The 17,952-nt window shown below is 63.8% G+C and carries 15 protein-coding genes; 8 read left to right on the forward strand and 7 right to left on the reverse strand.

All coding sequences use genetic code 11. The features are described from left to right. Positions 1–96 precede the first annotated feature (96 nt). The gene (locus FXN65_RS19080) at positions 97–948 is read left to right on the forward strand and encodes a nucleoside-binding protein (protein ID WP_151135319.1); all 852 of its coding nucleotides are present in this window, start codon (positions 97–99) and stop codon (positions 946–948) included. A gap of 251 nt (positions 949–1,199) precedes the next feature. On the opposite strand, the gene FXN65_RS19085 is transcribed toward FXN65_RS19080, so the two are convergent. From FXN65_RS19085 to moaA, 5 genes are all read right to left on the reverse strand, one after another. Beyond that, complete coding sequence (locus FXN65_RS19085; RefSeq protein ID WP_151135321.1) at positions 1,200–2,009, reverse strand: outer membrane protein OmpK; 810 nt, start codon at positions 2,007–2,009, stop codon at positions 1,200–1,202. 126 nt (positions 2,010–2,135) lie between these two features. Next, a complete protein-coding gene (locus tag FXN65_RS19090; RefSeq protein WP_151135323.1) occupies positions 2,136–2,456 on the reverse strand; it encodes a hypothetical protein in 321 nt (106 codons plus the stop codon). Between the two features lie 233 nt (positions 2,457–2,689). Further along, entirely contained in the window at positions 2,690–3,508 is an 819-nt protein-coding gene (locus FXN65_RS19095; RefSeq protein WP_151135325.1) for a substrate-binding periplasmic protein, read from the reverse strand. A 66-nt stretch (positions 3,509–3,574) separates the two neighbouring features. Further along, complete coding sequence (locus FXN65_RS19100; protein WP_151135327.1) at positions 3,575–4,933, reverse strand: 8-oxoguanine deaminase; 1,359 nt, start codon at positions 4,931–4,933, stop codon at positions 3,575–3,577. Between the two features lie 155 nt (positions 4,934–5,088). After that, the gene (moaA, locus tag FXN65_RS19105) at positions 5,089–6,084 is read right to left on the reverse strand and encodes a GTP 3',8-cyclase MoaA (protein WP_151135329.1); all 996 of its coding nucleotides are present in this window, start codon (positions 6,082–6,084) and stop codon (positions 5,089–5,091) included. A 201-nt stretch (positions 6,085–6,285) separates the two neighbouring features. Between moaA and FXN65_RS19110 the strand changes: the two genes are divergently transcribed. Further along, positions 6,286–6,915 (forward strand): TetR/AcrR family transcriptional regulator, encoded by a 630-nt coding sequence (locus tag FXN65_RS19110; protein ID WP_151135331.1) that lies wholly within the window; start codon positions 6,286–6,288, stop codon positions 6,913–6,915. Between the two features lie 214 nt (positions 6,916–7,129). Here the strand turns inward: FXN65_RS19110 and FXN65_RS19115 are convergent, their stop codons facing one another. Next, a complete protein-coding gene (locus tag FXN65_RS19115) occupies positions 7,130–7,567 on the reverse strand; it encodes a GlcG/HbpS family heme-binding protein (RefSeq protein ID WP_151135333.1) in 438 nt (145 codons plus the stop codon). Positions 7,568–7,928: 361 nt separating this feature from the next. On the opposite strand from FXN65_RS19115, the gene gcl reads away from it, so the two are divergent. From gcl to FXN65_RS19145, 6 genes are all read left to right on the forward strand, one after another. Next, positions 7,929–9,704, forward strand: coding sequence for a glyoxylate carboligase (gcl, locus tag FXN65_RS19120; protein ID WP_151135335.1), 1,776 nt, complete (start codon positions 7,929–7,931; stop codon positions 9,702–9,704). Between the two features lie 92 nt (positions 9,705–9,796). After that, positions 9,797–10,579: a hydroxypyruvate isomerase gene (hyi, locus tag FXN65_RS19125; protein WP_151135337.1), complete on the forward strand. Its 783-nt coding sequence runs from the start codon at positions 9,797–9,799 to the stop codon at positions 10,577–10,579. Between the two features lie 16 nt (positions 10,580–10,595). Continuing rightward, positions 10,596–11,486, forward strand: coding sequence for a 2-hydroxy-3-oxopropionate reductase (locus tag FXN65_RS19130; protein WP_151135339.1), 891 nt, complete (start codon positions 10,596–10,598; stop codon positions 11,484–11,486). A 261-nt stretch (positions 11,487–11,747) separates the two neighbouring features. After that, a complete protein-coding gene (locus FXN65_RS19135; RefSeq protein ID WP_151135341.1) occupies positions 11,748–13,022 on the forward strand; it encodes a glycerate kinase type-2 family protein in 1,275 nt (424 codons plus the stop codon). Next, a complete protein-coding gene (pyk, locus tag FXN65_RS19140) occupies positions 13,019–14,434 on the forward strand; it encodes a pyruvate kinase (RefSeq protein WP_151135343.1) in 1,416 nt (471 codons plus the stop codon). Before FXN65_RS19135 ends, pyk begins: the two co-directional genes overlap by 4 nt. A gap of 145 nt (positions 14,435–14,579) precedes the next feature. Next, a complete protein-coding gene (locus FXN65_RS19145) occupies positions 14,580–15,488 on the forward strand; it encodes an urea transporter (protein ID WP_151135345.1) in 909 nt (302 codons plus the stop codon). A gap of 121 nt (positions 15,489–15,609) precedes the next feature. On the opposite strand, the gene FXN65_RS19150 is transcribed toward FXN65_RS19145, so the two are convergent. Beyond that, the gene (locus FXN65_RS19150; protein WP_342212753.1) at positions 15,610–17,712 is read right to left on the reverse strand and encodes a FimV/HubP family polar landmark protein; all 2,103 of its coding nucleotides are present in this window, start codon (positions 17,710–17,712) and stop codon (positions 15,610–15,612) included. Positions 17,713–17,952: the final 240 nt, after the last annotated feature.

Here is a 17,952-nt window from a genome sequence, read left to right on the forward strand (position 1 = left end):
AAGCACTTTCCTGGTACCGGCCCGCATCTGCGCAAGGCCGTTCAGGAGGCGTTCACCCACGATTTCGGCAGTACAACAACAAGAAGGAGTCATTGAATGCTTCGCTATCCCGCCCTGGCGCTTGGCGCCGTCCTGGTCGCCACCACCCCGACCAGCTTCGCTGCTGAAGACGGCAGGTTCTTCGAGTGGACGAGCAACAGCGTCGGCTTCCGTTACGGCCAACAGTTCACCAACCCGAACAATCCGGACAAGTTCTCCAAGCGGATTTACAGCTTCACCCACGCCGACGGTTACCGGTACGGCAGCAACTTCTTCAACCTGGACGTATTCCTCTCCGACAGCCGCGACCCACGCAAGGGCACCGATCACGGCGGTAGCGAGGTCTACGCGGTCTACCGGCACCAGCTTTACGCCTCGCGGGTATTCGACCAGCCCCTGGGCACCGGCCTGATCAAGGACTACGCCTTCACCCTGGGCTTCGACGCCAACCGTAACAACAACCTGGCCTCGGCCAAGAAGCGCGCCGTGGTTTTCGGCCCGACCCTCAAGTTCAACGGGGCCGCCGTGCTCGACCTGAGCCTGATGTACTACCGCGAGAAGAACCACTCGGGCATCCCCAGCGCCAAGCACCCGGACCACACCTTCGACGCGACCTACATGGTCAACCTGACCTGGCTGAAGCCCTTCCAGCTGGGCGATCGCGACGCCAAGTTCCAGGGTTTCGTCAACTACGTGGGGGAAAAGGGCGAGGACTACTTCGACAAGGACACCGCGCCGGAAACCCTGATGCGGACTTCCTTGATGGTCGCCACGCTGCCCGGCGCCAAGCGCAAGCCGAACCTCTGGCTGGGCGTCGGCTACGAGTACTGGCACAACAAGTTCGGCGTCGACGGCGGCCGTGGCAGCCGCACCTCGACGCCGACGGTGAACCTGGAATTCACCTTCTGAACCGAGTCCCGCCGAAAGGCGTTCAATCCCCTTTGCGACCCGGAGGGAGGCCAGTCGCCGTGAGGGCGAATTGATTCGCGAGTGGCCGTGCAGCGGCGCCCGGTCTGGTACACCGGGAAATCCGCAAGCCCGCATCGCGAATGAATTCACTTCCACACCGCAGCGATCGGCTGGTGCCATGGATGGCTCTCCTCCCCTTTCAACCGGGGGAAGGCGTGGTGCGCCTTCCCCCGGTCCTTTTTCCCGATGGATCAGAAGTGCACCTTGACCAGCAGGCTGGCGGTGTTCTGGTCGGTGCCATCGAGGATCTCGTCGCCCAGGAAGCTCTCGCTGTCGATACCGTACTTGTCCTTCCAGTAGTCGTACTCGAAACCGACGTAGAGCTGCTTCTCGCCCCAACCCATGGCCTTGCCCAGGTCGTACTTCACCTGCGGGTTGAAGTGCAGGTTGGCGTGGTAGGTGCCGCGGTCGTTCTCGTCGTTGTCCACGACCCAGTCCATGAAGCCATCGATCAGGATGTCGGAGTTGCCCACCGGAATGGTGTAACTCCACACCGGAGTGATCTGCCAGACGTCGTCGCCCGGACGGCTACCGTCGGTCTGGCGGTTGTAGAAGTTGACCTGGAAGTAGTCGAAGCCGGGAACGGCCAGGTCGAAGCCCGGGCCGATCAGGTAGGACTCGACGTCGCCTTCACCGAACTCGTAGGTCATGGCCAACAGCACGTCGGTCACCGGGCCGAACTGGATCTTCTGGTCGAAGATCTTGCCGAAGGACAGACGCGGCTGGAATTCGCCGTAGTAGGTGTTGTCACCGACCTGCGCGTCCTTGTCGCCGTTGTAGAAGATCTTGTCCAGGAAGAAGAAGTTATCGCCGTACTTCCAGCCATCCGCGTGCTCGAAGGTCACGGTCTGCTGGATCTCCGGATTGACCTTGAAGTCCTGGCCGTAGAGGTAGGTCAGGCTGTTGTTCTGCCAGAACAGCAGGTCACCGGCGATGGCCTGGCCGCCTCCGAGCAATCCGGTCGTGAGGGCGAGGCAGTGCGGCAGATACTTGGCATTCATGGTTTTTCCCTTGTTGTAGTGGTAGTGGGTTTCAGTTTTTCCGCCCCGCACCCGCCCGAGACCCGCCCTTGATCAGGGCAGGCTGCAGGCGGGTTCGGGATCGGAGGGAGTTGCGCGCGCCAGGCGTCAGCCGGTGAGGCCGAGGCTGCAGTGGCGGGCGATACCGGACGGGCTGTCTTCAGCATTGCGCTGTTCGGCTGCATCCAGGGGGTACTGCTGAACCTCGTTCACCGAGGCCAGGAAGACGAGTTCTTCGGCACGTGTATCGCTCAGCGGCTGGCCGGAACTTCCCGACCGACCTGCTGCGGGCAGCGTCGCAGTAGCGATACCGGACATGCGCGTGGATAGGGACTGGTGAACGGCGATGAGGCGGTGCCTCGGCCGTTGACGGCCTTGCCGGCCGTGACGGAGTTCGGAGCGAACCCCGAAGGTGTCGGATGAACTCATGGGTAAAGCCTGCCTATTGTTTTTGTCGGTCGTGGGCTTACAGGGTGGCGATGAACACCCCATGTAGTTACTCATCAGAAAAAGCTGATCTTTGAGTCAGGTTTTTCTGGATTATATACACGCTGCGAACATCACAAACAACAATTTATTTCAGGATTGTGTACAAACCGCCGAATGGGGTCCCAACTGATTCCCGCTGAATGGCTCTGGAACGGGAGCGCAGACGATGCAAGTCAGGGCTTGGCCTTCTCCTTCTGGCGCTTGAGGAAGTCGACCTTCCACTGCTCCATTCCGAGGTATTCGGAGTCCAGGTTGGCCTCGACCTGGTAGCGCGCCTTGAGCGCTTCCACCTCCTGGCGGTGATCCGCAAGGAAGCGGTCGAAGCGTTTGATCAACTCGGGGTGCTTGAGGCTGGAGAGATTGAATGTGCCGCGGGTGTGCGGGAGCTTCGGATCGAACACCAGCGCACCGGGGCGGGCACGGATGTTGTCGAGGTAGTAAGTGGCGACCACCACGTTGTAGTAAGCGCCGTCGGCCTGCTGCTTCATCGCCTGCTTGATCATCTGGCCGAGATCGCCGCTGTGCACCACCTCGGTCTGACCAGCGTCGATGCGCTCCTGGTAGCTCCAGGGCGTCCAGCCGTCCACCACTGCCAGCCTGGCCAGGCTGTCGACGCCCTGCCCCTGCCGCTTGGGCGCTACCAGCACCCCATCTACGTATTCCACCACCGGCAGGCTGTAGGTGATGTCCTTGCCGCCCTTCAGGTCACCCGCCCAGTTGGGATTGTCCGGGTATTTGAAATCGATGCTGCCGTTGAGCAAGTGCTGGGTGAGCTGATTGACCGGCAACGTCTGGTAATGCATATCCAGGCCGGCGTCGCGGGCGAACAGGTCCAGCAGATCGCGGGCGAAGCCCTGGTATTCCCCCTGGTCGCTGACCCAGTAGTGCGGCTGGAAGGCCTGCTTCTCCACACCGATCACATAGGTCTGCGCCAGGGCACCATTGGCGGACAGAAGGCCGGCAGCCAGCCAGCCGAAAACCCGAGGTTTCATGACCTCCTCCTTGTTCTTCTTGGGCGGGAAAGACAGGAGCGGGATCACCCCGCTCCCGGTGGCGAACTACTCGCCAGACACCAATTGGTGCGCCAGCTGGTTGTGGCGCTCCAGTACACGCGGCAGGTCCACGGTGACCAGATGGCCGTCACGCACCACCACCTTGCCGTTGATCACGCTGGTGGAAACGTGGGTCGGGGTGCAGAACACCAGCGCCGCCAGCGGGTCATGCAGGGCACCGGCATAGGCGACGTGATTGAGGTCGAAGGCCACGAAGTCCGCAACCATGCCCGGTGCCAGGGCGCCGATGTCGTCGCGATTGAGAACCTTGGCACCGCCCAGGGTGGCGATTTCCAGGGCCTCGCGGGCGGTCATGGCATCCGGACCGAAGCCCACACGCTGCAGCAGCAGCGCCTGGCGCACCTCGCCGATCATGCTGGCGCCGTCGTTGGAGGCCGAACCGTCCACACCCAGCCCCACTGGCACGCCGGCATCGCGCATGCGGCGAACCGGGGCGATGCCGGATGCCAGGCGCATGTTCGAGCAGGGGCAATGGGCAACGCCGGTGCCGGTACGGGCGAACAGTTCGATGCCGTGTTCGTCCAGCTGCACGCAGTGGGCGTGCCAGACGTCGTGGCCGACCCAGCCCAGGTCTTCGGCGTATTCGGCCGGAGTCATGCCGAACTTCTCGCGGCTGTAGGCGATGTCGTTGACGTTCTCGGCCAGGTGGGTGTGCAGGGAAACCCCGTACTGACGAGCCAGTACCGCGGCTTCGCGCATCAGGTCGCGGCTCACCGAGAACGGCGAGCACGGCGCCACCACCACACGCAGCATCGAACCGTGGGAGGCGTCGTGGTAATCCTCGATCAGGCGCTGGGATTCCTTGAGGATGTCGGCTTCCTTCTCCACCACCGAATCCGGCGGCAGGCCGCCCTGGCTGCGGCCGACGCTCATGCTGCCGCGCGCGGCGTGGAAGCGCATGCCGATTTCGCCGGCAGCGTGGATGCTGTCATCCAGCTTGCAGCCGTTGGGGTAGATGTAGAGGTGGTCGCTGGAGGTGGTGCAGCCGGAAAGGATCAGTTCCGCCATCGCGGTCTGGGTGGAAACGCCGATCATCTCCGGGGTCAGGCGCGCCCAGATCGGGTACAGGTTGGTGAGCCAGTTGAACAGCTCGCCGTCCTGGGCCGCCGGCACGACGCGGGTAAGGCTCTGGTACATGTGGTGGTGGGTGTTGACCAGGCCGGGAATGACGATCTTGCCCTTCATGTCCAGCACTTCGTCGGCACTCTGCGGCAGCTCGCTGCTCGGTCCGACCTGCACGATGCGGTTGTCCTCGATGAACATCCCGCCCTGCCGGATCTCCCGGCGCTGGCCGTCCATGGTGACCAACAGGTCGGCGTTCTTTACCAGTAGCGTCTTGCCCATGCGTGTTCTCCTTCGCCTCGAAAGCGATCTTGTCTTCAATATTCAGAAAGGAATCGGGGTCCTTGGGGACGCCATGGCAAGGCACGTCATCGAAGACAGCAGGCCTCCTACGGCGAGATGACGTAACGCAGCCAGGGCTAATCCAAGGAGCTCGATCAGCCGCCGGTCATGCTCATGAAGCGAACAACCTGGACCTGGGAATCCGCTTCGAAATGGTGCCGCTCGGGCTTGAGCCTGAGCGCATCGATCAACGCCACGCGCAGCCGCTCGCCATCGCCGGGGTGACGACGGATCAGCGCCTTGAGGTCCAGCGCGCCTTCATGGCCGAGGCAGAGCACCAGCTTGCCTTCGGCGGTGACGCGCACCCGGTTGCAGTCGCCGCAGAAGTTGCGGCTATGGGGCGAGATGAAGCCGACCTGGGTCTCGCTGCCGACCACCTGGTAGTAGCGCGACGGCCCGCCGGTGCGGTAGCTGCTGGGCAATAGCTGGAAGCGCTGCTCCACTCGCTCGCGCACCTCTTCCGAGGTACAGAGGGTGACCTTGCGCTCGTGGCTGGAGACGCTGCCGAGGGGCATTTCCTCGATGAAGCTGATATCCAGCCCACGCTCCACCGCGAAGGCGACGAGGTCCTGTACTTCGTCATCATTGCGGCCCTTCTGTACCACAGTGTTCAGCTTGATCCGGCGAAAGCCGGCGGCGCGCGCGGCGTCGATGCCGGCCAGCACCTGGTCGAGACGATCGCGACGGGTGAAGGCGGCGAAACGCTCGCGCTGCAGGGAATCGAGGCTGATGTTCAGGCGGGTGACCCCGGCCTTGCGCAGGTCGGCGGCCATGTGACCGAGCTGGGAACCGTTGCTGGTGATGGCCAGGTCTTCCAGTTCCTGACGGGCGCCCAGGCGCATCAGCAGCGAGCTCAGCCCCTTGCGCACCAACGGCTCGCCGCCGGTGATGCGGATGCGCTTCACGCCGAGGCCGATGAAGGCATCAGCGACTGCGTAGAGTTCTTCGAGGCTGAGGATCTGCGCCCGGGGTGCGAAGACCATGTCTTCGCTCATGCAGTAGGTGCAACGGAAGTCGCAGCGGTCAGTGACCGAGAGGCGCAGGTAGGAAATTCGACGCCCGAAGGGATCGAGCAAGTGGTTGTCTTGCATGGGTGACGTCTGCCGCAACACGCACCGGACAGGACTCCGATGACATGGACGGATGCCGAATGGAAACAGAATCAAAACTTTTTGTATACAGGAAATTCATCCAGTGGCTCGCTTGAGAGCCCTGCAAAGCGGGTGATAACATGCCCGACCTCTCGCCGGCCGGCCTTCCTGGCGCCCGGGCGAGCCAGACAAGGAGCCGATGTGAGTAGCATTCGCGAGCGCAACAGAGACCTCATCCTGCGCGCGGCCAGCGAGGAATTCGCCGAAAAAGGGTTCGCCGCCACCAAGACGAGCGACATCGCGGCCAAGGCCGGCCTGCCCAAGCCCAACGTCTACTACTACTTCAAGTCGAAAGAGAACCTCTACCGCGAGGTCCTCGAGAGCATCGTCGAGCCCCTGTTGCAGGCGTCCGCGCCCTTCAACCAGGCCGGCCACCCCTTTGAGGTGCTCACCGCCTATATCCGCTCGAAGATCCGTATATCCCGTGACCTGCCCCATGCCTCCAAGGTGTTCGCCAGCGAGATCATGCACGGCGCCCCACACCTCTCCCGGGAACAGACCGAGCACCTCAACCTGCAGGCCAAGCACAACATCGAGTGCATCCAGGGCTGGATCGACCAGGGCCTGATGGCCCGGGTCGACCCCCATCACCTGCTGTTCAGCATCTGGGCCGCCACCCAGACCTACGCTGACTTCGACTGGCAGATCTCCACCGTCACCGGCAAGTCCAGCCTCAGCGACGCCGACTATGACGCCGCCGCGGAAACCATCATCCGCCTGGTGATCAAGGGCTGCGAAGTGGAAGAAAAGGTTTCGGCGCAGAGCGCCTGAAATCTCGCACCCTAGCGCTTCCGTCACCGCGCCCTTGGCAGCCCTTCGGGCTGCTTGGCGAATGAATTCATCCCTACAGAAGCGCAACCCCTTCCAGCCACAGTCGCCATATCACGCCCAAAAATTTCGCCCCCGCAGGACCAGTGCCGGCTGGCACAAACCCTGCGGGGGCGAATTCACTCGCTGAGGGCTGCGCAGCAGCCCACATCAACGGTCAGGCCGCGCCGGCGTCCGCCTTCAGGCCGGCAGCTTCCACCGCGCTGACTGCGCACTGCTCGTCGATATCCGAGGTATCGCCGCTGATGCCGATGGCGCCGATCACCGCACCCTGCGCATCGCGAATGAGCACACCGCCCGGCGCCGGTACCAGGTTGCCGTCGGCCAGGTTGTTTACCGCACCGATGAAAGCCGGGCGCTGTTGCGCATCTGCCGCGATCAGGCGCGAGCCCTTGCCCAGTGCCACCGCGCCCCAGGCTTTGCCGATGGCGATCTGCGGACGAAGCATGCTGGCGCCGTCCTGGCGCTGCAGGGCGATCAGGTGTCCGCCGGCATCCAGCACGGCGATGGTCAGCGGCGCCGTGCGCAGCTCCCGACCAACGGCCAGGGCGTGGTTGGAAATGCTCACAGCGGTTTCCAGGGTCAGAGTGGTCATTTTCAAGCGTTCCTCATGAGTGGTTGAACCTTGTGCGGCGTCGTCCGGGCCAGGGCTGGCGTACTCCTGGGTCCACGCGGGCATTTTCCAGCCCGTCCTGCGACGCATCCGAAAGCTGTAGCTCACTATCCCACCGAACACAAAAAAATCAACATATAGATACAATCAGATTATTTTTTGTATACAGTATTGCCGTCAGCGTTCTGACTATCGCTGGAGAGCCCCATGAAACGGGCGTTTTAAAAGAGTCGACACCCTGCGACCTTTAGCCTCACAAATGGCCTTGACCCTTCAGTCAGACGATGAATAGAATCCAGCCACGTAGCTTGTATACAATTTTCACAAGAAAGAGGCACAAAACATGGCCAAAATGAGAGCAATCGAGGCTGCCGTCCTGGTGATGCGCCGCGAAGGCATCGACACCGCGTTCGGCATCCCCGGCGCCGCCATCAACCCGCTGTACGCGGCCCTGAACAAGATCGGCGGCATTGACCATGTACTGGCCCGTCACGTCGAAGGCGCCTCGCACATGGCCGAGGGTTACACCCGCACCAATCCGGGCAACATCGGCGTCTGCATCGGCACCTCCGGCCCCGCCGGCACCGACATGGTCACCGGCCTGTACTCGGCTTCCGCCGACTCCATCCCGATCCTCTGCATCACCGGCCAGGCTCCGCGTGCACGCCTGCACAAGGAAGACTTCCAGGCCGTGGATATCACCAGCATCGTCAAGCCGGTCACCAAGTGGGCCACTACCGTTCTGGAACCGGGCCAGGTGCCCTATGCCTTCCAGAAGGCTTTCTATGAAATGCGCAGCGGCCGTCCGGGCCCCGTGCTGATCGACCTGCCGTTCGACGTGCAAATGGCCGAGATCGAATTCGACATCGACGCCTACCAGCCGCTGCCGGTACAGAAGCCGTCCGCCAGCCGCGTCCAGGCCGAAAAGGCCCTGGCCATGCTGAACGACGCCGACCGTCCGCTGATCGTCTCCGGTGGCGGCGTCATCAACGCCGACGCTTCCGCCAAGCTGGTTGAGTTCGCAGAGCTGACCGGCGTTCCGGTCATCCCGACCCTGATGGGCTGGGGCACCATCCCTGACGACCACCCGCTGATGGCTGGCATGTGCGGTCTGCAGACCTCGCACCGTTACGGCAACGCCACCATGCTGGAATCCGACCTGGTATTCGGCATCGGCAACCGCTGGGCCAACCGCCACACCGGTTCCGTCGACGTCTACACCCAGGGCCGCCGCTTCATTCACGTGGACATCGAGCCCACGCAGATCGGCCGCGTGTTCACCCCGGACCTGGGTATCGTTTCCGACGCCGGTTCCGCCCTGGACGCCTTCCTGGAAGTCGCCCGCGAGTGGAAAGCCGCCGGCAAGCTGAAGGACCGCAGCGCCTGGGTCGAATCCTGCCGTGAGCGCAAGCGCACCCTCCAGCGCAAGACGCACTTCGACAACGTGCCGGTCAAGCCGCAGCGCGTGTACGAAGAGATGAACGAGTTCTTCGGCAAGGACACCTGCTACGTCAGCACCATCGGTCTGTCGCAGATCGCCGGCGCCCAGTTCCTGCACGTCTACAAGCCGCGCCACTGGATCAACTGTGGCCAGGCGGGCCCGCTGGGCTGGACCGTTCCGGCAGCGCTCGGCGTGGTCAAGGCCGATCCGACCCGTCCGGTCGTGGCGCTGTCCGGCGACTATGACTTCCAGTTCATGATCGAAGAGCTGGCCGTGGGCGCGCAGTTCAACCTGCCCTACATCCACGTGCTGGTGAACAACTCCTACCTGGGCCTGATCCGCCAGGCACAGCGCGGCTTCGAGATCGACTACTGCGTGCAGCTGTCGTTCGAGAACATCAACGCACCGGAACTCAACGGCTACGGCGTGGACCACGTCGCGGTGGTCGAGGGCCTGGGTTGCAAGGCGATTCGCGTATTCGACGCGAACGACCTGCAAGCCGCCTTCGCCAAGGCCAAGCAGCTCATGGAAGAGTTCCGCGTACCCGTCGTGGTCGAGATCATCCTGGAGCGTGTCACCAACATCTCCATGGGTACCGAGATCAACGCCATCAACGAGTTCGAGGAACTGGCACAGAACGGCGCCGACGCTCCGACCGCCATTTCGCTGCTGGATTGATTGCCGTCTTCCCCTCTCCTATTCGTGGTGGGAGAGGGGCTTTCACCTCCCCTCTCCCGTTAACGGGAGAGGGGAACCAGAAGGAGACTTTCATGCCCCGTTTTGCCGCCAACCTGTCCATGCTGTTCACCGAAGTGGACTTTCTGGACCGTTTCGCCGCTGCTGCCGAAGCTGGTTTCAGCGGTGTCGAGTACCTCTTCCCCTACGACTTCCCGGTAGAGGAAATCCGTGCCCGCCTGGACGCCAACAAGCTGGAGCAAGTGCTGTTCAACCTGCCGGCCGGTGACTGGGGCAAGGGCGAGCGTGGCATCGCGTGCCACCCGGACCGCGTGGAAGAGTTCCGCGCCGGTGTGGACAAGGCCATCGCCTACGCCAAGGTACTGGGCAATACCCAGATCAACTGCCTCGCCGGCATCCGCCCGCAAGGCCATGACTGCGCGACCATCGAGAGCACCTTCGTCGAGAACCTCAAGTTCGCCGCCGAGAAGCTCCAGGCCGCCGGCATCAAGCTGGTGATGGAAGCCATCAACACTCGCGACATCCCCGGCTTCTACCTGAACAACACCAAGCAGGCCCTGGCCATCCGCGAAAAAGTGGGCAGCGCCAACCTGTTCCTGCAGTACGACATCTATCACATGCAAATCATGGAAGGAGACCTGGCGCGCACCGTCGAGTCCAACCTCGCCGCGATCAACCATGTGCAGCTTGCCGACAACCCGGGCCGCAACGAGCCGGGCACTGGCGAGATCAACTACCGCTTCCTCTTCCAGCACCTGGACCGCATCGGCTACCAGGGCTGGATCGGCTGTGAATACAAGCCGGCCACCACCACCGCTGCCGGCCTGGGCTGGCTGAAAACCCATAACGCCATCTAAGAACGAGGTATTCAACATGGCCAAGATCGGATTTATCGGCACCGGCATCATGGGCAAGCCCATGGCTCAGAACCTGCAGAAAGCCGGCCACACCCTGTTCTTCTCCGAGCACTTCGACAAGGCTCCGGCCGACCTGCTGGGCGACAACGGCATCGCCCTGGCCAACCCGAAGGAAGTAGCCCAGGAAGCCGAGTTCATCATCGTCATGGTTCCGGACACTCCCCAGGTCGACGACGTCCTGTTCCGCAAGGACGGCGTGGCTGAAGGCGTTGGCGCCGGCAAAGTCGTGATCGACATGAGCTCCATCTCCCCCACCGCCACCAAGACCTTCGCCGAGAAGATCAAGGCAACCGGCGCTGCCTATCTCGACGCCCCGGTATCCGGTGGTGAAGTCGGCGCCAAGGCCGCGACCCTGAGCATCATGGTCGGTGGCTGCCCGAACGCCTTCGAACGCGCCCTGCCGCTGTTCCAGGCCATGGGCAAGAACATCACCCGCGTAGGTGCCAACGGCGACGGCCAGACCGCCAAGGTGGCCAACCAGATCATCGTGGCCCTGAACATCCAGGCCGTTGCCGAAGCCCTGCTGTTCGCCGCGAAGAACGGCGCCGATCCGGCCAAGGTACGTGAAGCCCTGATGGGCGGTTTCGCCGGCTCCAAGATCCTCGAAGTCCACGGCGAGCGTATGATCAAGGGCACCTTCGATCCGGGCTTCCGCATCAGCCTGCACCAGAAGGACCTGAACCTGGCACTGTCCGGCGCCCGCGAACTGGGCCTGAACCTGCCGAACACCGCCAATGCCCAGCAAGTGTTCAGCACCTGCGCGGCCCTCGGCGGCAGCAACTGGGACCACTCCGGCCTGATCAAGGGCCTGGAGCACATGTCCAACTTCTCGATTCGCGAGGAGTGATGTTTCGTAGGACGGGTTGAGCGCCAGCGCTGCCCATCGAGCCGGCAGCTCCCGCGATGGCCAGCGCCCGCTTTCCCCGTCCTACGATCCCTTTCGACCCTCCTGGTCCGCGGTGACACGGCGCCAACGACCAGGAAGGTCGATTCCAGTCCCGAGCCGCTGCGTGCGGCGGCTCGGGACTGAAATCGGCCTTGAACGCCCGGCGACTCCACTCGCCGGCATGCCGCCCCACAAGAAGCATTCGGCCACCTGGAGCCTGCCATGTCCCTCGACCCCAAAGCCTTCCTGCGCGACCTGTTCGCCACCGCCATCGCCGCCGCCCACCCTCGCCAGGTACTGGCCGACCACTTGCCGGCCGACCGCTCCGGCCGCGTCATCGTCATCGGCGCCGGCAAGGCTGCCGCCGCCATGGCCGAAGTGATCGAACGCGAATGGCAGGGCGAGATCTCCGGCCTGGTGGTGACCCGCTACGGCCATGGCGCCGACTGCAAGAAGATCGAAGTGGTCGAGGCCGCACATCCCGTGCCGGACGCTGCCGGCCTGGAAACCGCCCGGCGCGTGCTCGAACTGGTGAGCGGCCTGAACGAATCCGACCGGGTGATCTTCCTGCTCTCCGGCGGCGGCTCTTCCCTGCTCGCCCTGCCCGCCGAAGGCCTGACCCTCAAGGACAAGCAGGCGATCAACAAGGCACTGCTGAAGTCCGGCGCGTCCATCTCCGAGATGAACTGCGTGCGCAAGCACCTCTCGGCAATCAAGGGCGGCCGCCTGGCCAAGGCCTGCTGGCCAGCAACCGTCTATACCTACGCCATCTCCGACGTTCCCGGCGACGAGGCCACCGTGATCGCCTCCGGCCCGACCGTGGCCGACCCGACCACCTCCGCCGAAGCGCTGGCCATCCTCGCCCGCTACGAGATCGAGGTGCCTGCACATGTACATGCCTGGTTGCAGGACCCGCGCTCGGAAACCGTCAAGCCGGGCGATCCCTGCCTTTCCCGCAGCCATTTCCAGCTCATCGCCACGCCGCAGCAGGCCCTTGATGCCGCCGCCGAGAAAGTCCGCGCCGCCGGCCTGACCCCGTTGATCCTCGGCGACCTCGAAGGCGAGTCCCGCGAGGTGGCCAAGGTCCACGCCGGCATCGCCCGCCAGGTGGTGCTGCATGGCCAGCCGATCAAGCCGCCGTGCGTGATCCTCTCCGGTGGCGAGACCACCGTGACCGTGCGCGGCGAAGGCCGGGGCGGACGTAATGCGGAGTTTCTGCTGAGCCTGACCAATACCCTGAAGGGCCTGCCGGGCGTTTACGCACTGGCCGGCGACACCGACGGCATCGACGGCTCGGAAGACAACGCCGGCGCCATCATGACCCCCTGCAGCTTCAGCCGTGCCATCAAGCAGGGGCTTTCTTCCAGCGATGAGCTGGACAACAACAACGGATACGGGTATTTCGCCGCCCTCGGCGACCTCATCGTCACCGAACCGACCCGTACCAACGTGAACGACTTCCGCGCCATCCTGATTCTCGAGAGCCCTGAAAAATGACGCCTGACAAGAAAGTAAAAATCCTCGCCACCCTCGGCCCGGCGATCAAAGGCATCGACGACATCCGCCAACTGGTGGAAGCCGGCGTCAACCTGTTCCGCCTGAACTTCAGCCATGGCGAACACGCCGATCACGCCCAGCGCTACCAGTGGGTACGCGAAGTGGAACGCCAGCTCAACTACCCCATCGGCATCCTCATGGACCTGCAGGGACCGAAGCTGCGCGTGGGCCGCTTTGCCGATGGCAAGGTGAACCTGGAGCGCGGCCAGGCGTTCCGCCTGGACCTGGACAACAGCCCGGGCGACGCCCGTCGGGTCAACCTGCCCCACCCCGAGATCATCGATGCCCTGGAACCGGGCATGAACCTGCTGCTGGACGATGGCCGCCTGCGCCTGCAAGTGACCGCCAAGCATGCCGACGCTGTGGAAACCAGCGTGGTCGCCGGCGGCGAGTTGTCCGACCGCAAGGGTGTCAACGTGCCGGAAGCGGTTCTGCAGCTTTCTCCGCTGACCGCCAAGGATCGCCGCGACCTGGACTTCGGCCTCGAGCTGGGCGTCGACTGGGTGGCCCTGTCCTTCGTGCAGCGCCCGGAAGACATCATCGAAGCCCGCGAGCTGATCAAGGGTCGCGCCTTCCTCATGGCCAAGATCGAGAAGCCCTCGGCCGTAGTACACCTGGAAGAAATCGCCCGTCTCTGCGACGCGATCATGGTCGCCCGTGGTGACCTGGGCGTCGAAGTACCGGCCGAGAACGTGCCGCGTATCCAGAAGGACATCATCCGCACCTGCCGCCAGCTCGGTCGTCCGGTGGTGGTGGCCACCCAGATGCTGGAATCCATGCGTTTCTCTCCGGCACCGACCCGTGCCGAGGTCACCGACGTGGCCAACGCCGTGGCCGAAGGCACCGACGCGGTGATGCTCTCCGCCGAAACCGCTTCCGGCGATTATCCGCTGGAAACCGTGCAGATGATGAGCAAGATCATCCGCCAGGTGGAAAACGGCCCGGACTTCCAGAGCCAGCTCGACGTGAGCCGCCCGCAAGCCGAAGCCACCGCCTCGGACGCCATCAGCTGCGCGATCCGCCGCATCAGCAGCATCCTGCCGGTAGCCGCGCTGGTGAACTACACCGAGTCGGGCAGCTCCAGCCTGCGCGCCTCCCGTGAGCGCCCGAAGGCACCGATCCTCAGCCTGACACCGAATCTCAACACCGCGCGTCGCCTGACTGTGGCCTGGGGTATCTATTCAGTCGTCAACGAACGCCTGCACAAGGTCGAGGAAGTCACCAGCACTGCGCTGGAGATTGCCCAGGCCCAGGGTATGGCCAAGCGCGGCGATACCGTGGTGATCACCGCCGGCGTGCCGTTCGGCCAGCCGGGCAGCACCAACAGCCTGCGGATCGAAACCCTGCATTGATGTGAACAGCCGGAGCGACGGGGTCCAAAGAGAACCCGCGCTCCCCGCACCGGCCCCGATGCCGGGCGAAAACAGAAATCCCATCTGGCCATTGCCAGTTATGCGGGCGCCCTCTCACCGGGGCGCCTCCTTTTTTCAAGCTGCCATGTACCGACTGCCACTACGACCCGAAGTCCGTAGCTGGGCATCCGCCCAGTTGAACGGCTTCAGCCAGATATTCCTCCAGCGCCACCCCGGATGCGGTGCGCTGATCCTGCTTGCCATCGCGGTGGGCGCCCCGAACCTGCTGGGCGGCGCCCTGCTTGGCGGTGCCACTGCCTGGCTCACCGCGGTGCGCCGCCGCTACGCCCCCGAAGACATCGAAGCCGGGCTCTACGGCTACAACGGCGTGCTGCTCGGCCTGCTGCTGAGCGTCCGCTTCGAGCCTTCGCTCTACCTGGCGCTGCTGATCTTCTGCGCCGCCGGCCTTTCCAGCCTGGTGCTCAATTCCCTGCTCAAGGCTGTCCGCCAGCGCAACTGGCTGCCGGCCTACACCTCGCCCTTCGTCGGTATCGGATGGCTGTTGCTGGTCCTGGGCGGGCCACTGGAACTGACGCCCTCCCCCACTGCCGCCGCTACGCTGCAACCCGGCTGGGTCGACACGCCGCTGGCGCTGGTGCGCGGCATCGGCCAGGTAATTTTCCTCGACCAGCCCATCGCCGGCGGCCTGGTACTGGCCGCGCTGTTCCTGGCCGGCTGGAGGGTCGCGCTCTGGGCGCTGCTGGGTTCGGCAACCGCGCTGTTCCTGGCGCTGCTCCAGGGCATGCCGTTGCAAGCGGTACTGGGCGGACTGTTCAGCCTCAACGGTGCGCTGATCGCCCTCGCCCTGGGCAAGGACCTGCGCCGTCCCTGGTGTGCCCTGGCAGGCATCCTCCTGGCCGTAGCCCTACAGCCCGGCTTCGACGCCATCGGCCTGCCCGCCATGACCGCGCCCTTCATTCTTGCCTGCTGGCTGGTACTGGCGGCCAAGCGGATGATGGGACTGTCGCAGCCAGTGCCGTCACGACAGCTCTGAAGGACGATTTGCCTCGTTCTTTCCTGGAAACGGATACCCTCATACCGAACTGCCGCTCCGATATGAGCCCCACAAAAAAGCCCGGATCAGATCCGGGCTTTTTCATTCGGGTTGAACCGTTTCAGGCAATCTTCGCCAGCAGATCGCGCGCTTCCTGCTTCTGCTCATCGTCACCGTCACTGATGACTTCGTTGAGGATGCTGCAGGCCGCCTCGATATTGCCTTGCTCGATGTAGGCCAAGGCCAGGTTGAGCTTGGTGATGTTCTCCTGGCGGGCGTCCAGCTTGTCCAGCTCTTCCAGGCTGACCATCGGATCCACGAAGTCCGCGGTAAGCTCGTCCAGGCCCTCGGCCAGGGGCAGCTCCGGCAGGTCGCCGAACGGGCTCAGGGTATCGGCATCCAGGGTCAGTTCGAAGACTTCCGGCAGCTCCTGCAGGTTGGTGGGGAAGCCCAGGTCGTCCTCCACCGTAGGGAAGGCCTGGACCACGGCGGCCTTGCGCTTGGGCTCGGCGGTCCTGAAGGGACTGACCTGTTCCCAGTCGGCATCCAGCGGATAGCCGTCGAAGTCGGATTGCAGATCGCCGATGGGTTCGTTGCTGGCCTCGACCATTGCCGGGGTTGTTTCGTCCAGAACGAACACGGGCTCGCTCGGCGCAGCCGTCGAGCCGATATCCGCAAAGCGGGCGACAATGGCGGCAAGGCGTCCTTCGTCAGCCTGGAGTTCGCGCAATGCGGCTTCTTCAAGGGTGAAGGCAACCGGATCGCGCAGCTCACCCAGCACTTCCAGCAGGCGGAAACGCAGGTCGAGGCGCTGGGGTTCCTGTGCAACGGCCGGCTGCAGCACGGCCAGGGCCTCACGCCAGCGGCCATAGGCGATGTAGATGTTGGCACCTTCCAGCGCATCGGATGCGAGCTTGACGGAGGGAGCCGCAACGACCTGCAGCGGGACTACAGCGGCGACAGGTGCCGGCTTCGGCATGATCGGGGCAGCGGGCTGTACTTCTTCGTGGCGGTGCTGGAAGGCCACTTTGACCTTGCCGGTGGTCTGGGCTTCTTCCAGTTCCTGTTCCTGGGCATCGCGACGGGAACGGCGCAGCAGCACCCAATCCAGCAGGAACAACAGCACCAGGCCGGAAACCATGATCGCCCACCAGAACGGGCTGATGCCGGAGTTGCTTTCGGGTACACGCGCCGGTGCCGGCTGTTCGGCAGCCTGGACGGCAGGGATCACCACGGGAACAGCGGTAACCGGCTGAGCCTTCGCTGGTTCGACAATCGGCGCAGTGGTCATCTGCTGAATCTGGTTGCGTAGCGCGGTCACTTCCTGGTCACTGCCGCTCAGCCGCTGCTGCATGGCGTCCAGCTTGGCCTGAAGCTCGGCGATATGCTGGCGCAGTTCAGCTCGCTCGGCCTCGCCCTGGGCGATGCTGGAGTCCACGCGTTGCTGGGCCTGGGTCAGCTCATCCAGGGTCGGACCGGCGGGCGTTGCGGCAACCGGAGCCGGTGCCGGCGCTGGGCCTTGTGCGACCACAGGTGCTGCAGGAGCAGTGGCCTGTACGGCGGCATCGGGCAACAACAGGGATTGCCCAACATGGAGACGGTTGATGTCACCACCCGGGAATGCCTGGGGATTGAGGGCGTAGATACCATCCAGCATCTGCTGCTGGGTCATGCCACTCCCGTCGCTCAAACGCTTGGCGATAAGCCAGAGGCTGTCACCTCGCGCAACCTGGTAGTGATTGCCCTGGGTCGCGGCAGGCGCCGGCTTGGGTTGTACCGGCACGATGCCCGGGGTTGCGGCAGAGGTCTCGTGAACCGGGCTGACCGGTGCGGTGCTCGCGGTGAATGCCGAACCGGGCGGATCCAGCAGCAGGGTGTATTCGCGCAGCAGCTTGCCGTTGGGGCGGGCGACTTCGACGATGAAATTCAGGTAAGGCTCGCGGACCGGTTTGCTGGATGCGACGCGGATGCGGCTGCCGGAGCCACGGATAACCGGGCTGAAGCGCAGGTCGTTGAGAAAGAGGAAGCGGTCGACGCCGGCACGCTCGAAATCATCGGCGGAGGCCAGGCGGATCTTGATCTCGCTATCGTTGAGGTCACCGACCTCCAGCAGCTCGATCTCGGCATCCAGTGGCTGGTTGAGGGCGGAGTGCAGGGTAATTTCGCCTAGCCCCAACGCTGGTACCAGGCCCGAGTACAGTGCCGAGCCGGAAGCAAGCGTCAAAAGGAGCTTGTGAACCCTTGCCATATGTCCTCCCCGATCATCCGTAATCACGCATCCGGCTCCTGATGTCCCGCCCGGGCACCCTCGAAGCGACGTGAATTACGTTGACCTCAAAACAACAATGATAGTGGGGTGGAGCTCCTTATCCATTCCACTTGAGACCTAGAGTTCCGGGCTCTCCGCTCCCTCGCCCGAAATAATGGCAGCTGGCCACAAACCTGGGGTGTAGCTTACTCCACT

Source organism: Pseudomonas lalkuanensis, from assembly GCF_008807375.1.
GTDB lineage: Bacteria > Pseudomonadota > Gammaproteobacteria > Pseudomonadales > Pseudomonadaceae > Metapseudomonas > Metapseudomonas lalkuanensis.

What these genes read in the sequence shown, in the direction of transcription:
- FXN65_RS19080 (WP_151135319.1), top strand. Translation starts at nt 97, where the DNA reads ATGCTTCGCTATCCCGCCCTGGCGCTTGGCGCCGTCCTGGTCGCCACC.
- FXN65_RS19085 (WP_151135321.1), bottom strand. Translation starts at nt 2,009, where the DNA reads ATGAATGCCAAGTATCTGCCGCACTGCCTCGCCCTCACGACCGGATTG.
- FXN65_RS19090 (WP_151135323.1), bottom strand. Translation starts at nt 2,456, where the DNA reads ATGAGTTCATCCGACACCTTCGGGGTTCGCTCCGAACTCCGTCACGGC.
- FXN65_RS19095 (WP_151135325.1), bottom strand. Translation starts at nt 3,508, where the DNA reads ATGAAACCTCGGGTTTTCGGCTGGCTGGCTGCCGGCCTTCTGTCCGCC.
- FXN65_RS19100 (WP_151135327.1), bottom strand. Translation starts at nt 4,933, where the DNA reads ATGGGCAAGACGCTACTGGTAAAGAACGCCGACCTGTTGGTCACCATG.
- moaA (WP_151135329.1), bottom strand. Translation starts at nt 6,084, where the DNA reads ATGCAAGACAACCACTTGCTCGATCCCTTCGGGCGTCGAATTTCCTAC.
- FXN65_RS19115 (WP_151135333.1), bottom strand. Translation starts at nt 7,567, where the DNA reads ATGACCACTCTGACCCTGGAAACCGCTGTGAGCATTTCCAACCACGCC.
- gcl (WP_151135335.1), top strand. Translation starts at nt 7,929, where the DNA reads ATGGCCAAAATGAGAGCAATCGAGGCTGCCGTCCTGGTGATGCGCCGC.
- hyi (WP_151135337.1), top strand. Translation starts at nt 9,797, where the DNA reads ATGCCCCGTTTTGCCGCCAACCTGTCCATGCTGTTCACCGAAGTGGAC.
- FXN65_RS19130 (WP_151135339.1), top strand. Translation starts at nt 10,596, where the DNA reads ATGGCCAAGATCGGATTTATCGGCACCGGCATCATGGGCAAGCCCATG.
- FXN65_RS19135 (WP_151135341.1), top strand. Translation starts at nt 11,748, where the DNA reads ATGTCCCTCGACCCCAAAGCCTTCCTGCGCGACCTGTTCGCCACCGCC.
- pyk (WP_151135343.1), top strand. Translation starts at nt 13,019, where the DNA reads ATGACGCCTGACAAGAAAGTAAAAATCCTCGCCACCCTCGGCCCGGCG.
- FXN65_RS19145 (WP_151135345.1), top strand. Translation starts at nt 14,580, where the DNA reads ATGTACCGACTGCCACTACGACCCGAAGTCCGTAGCTGGGCATCCGCC.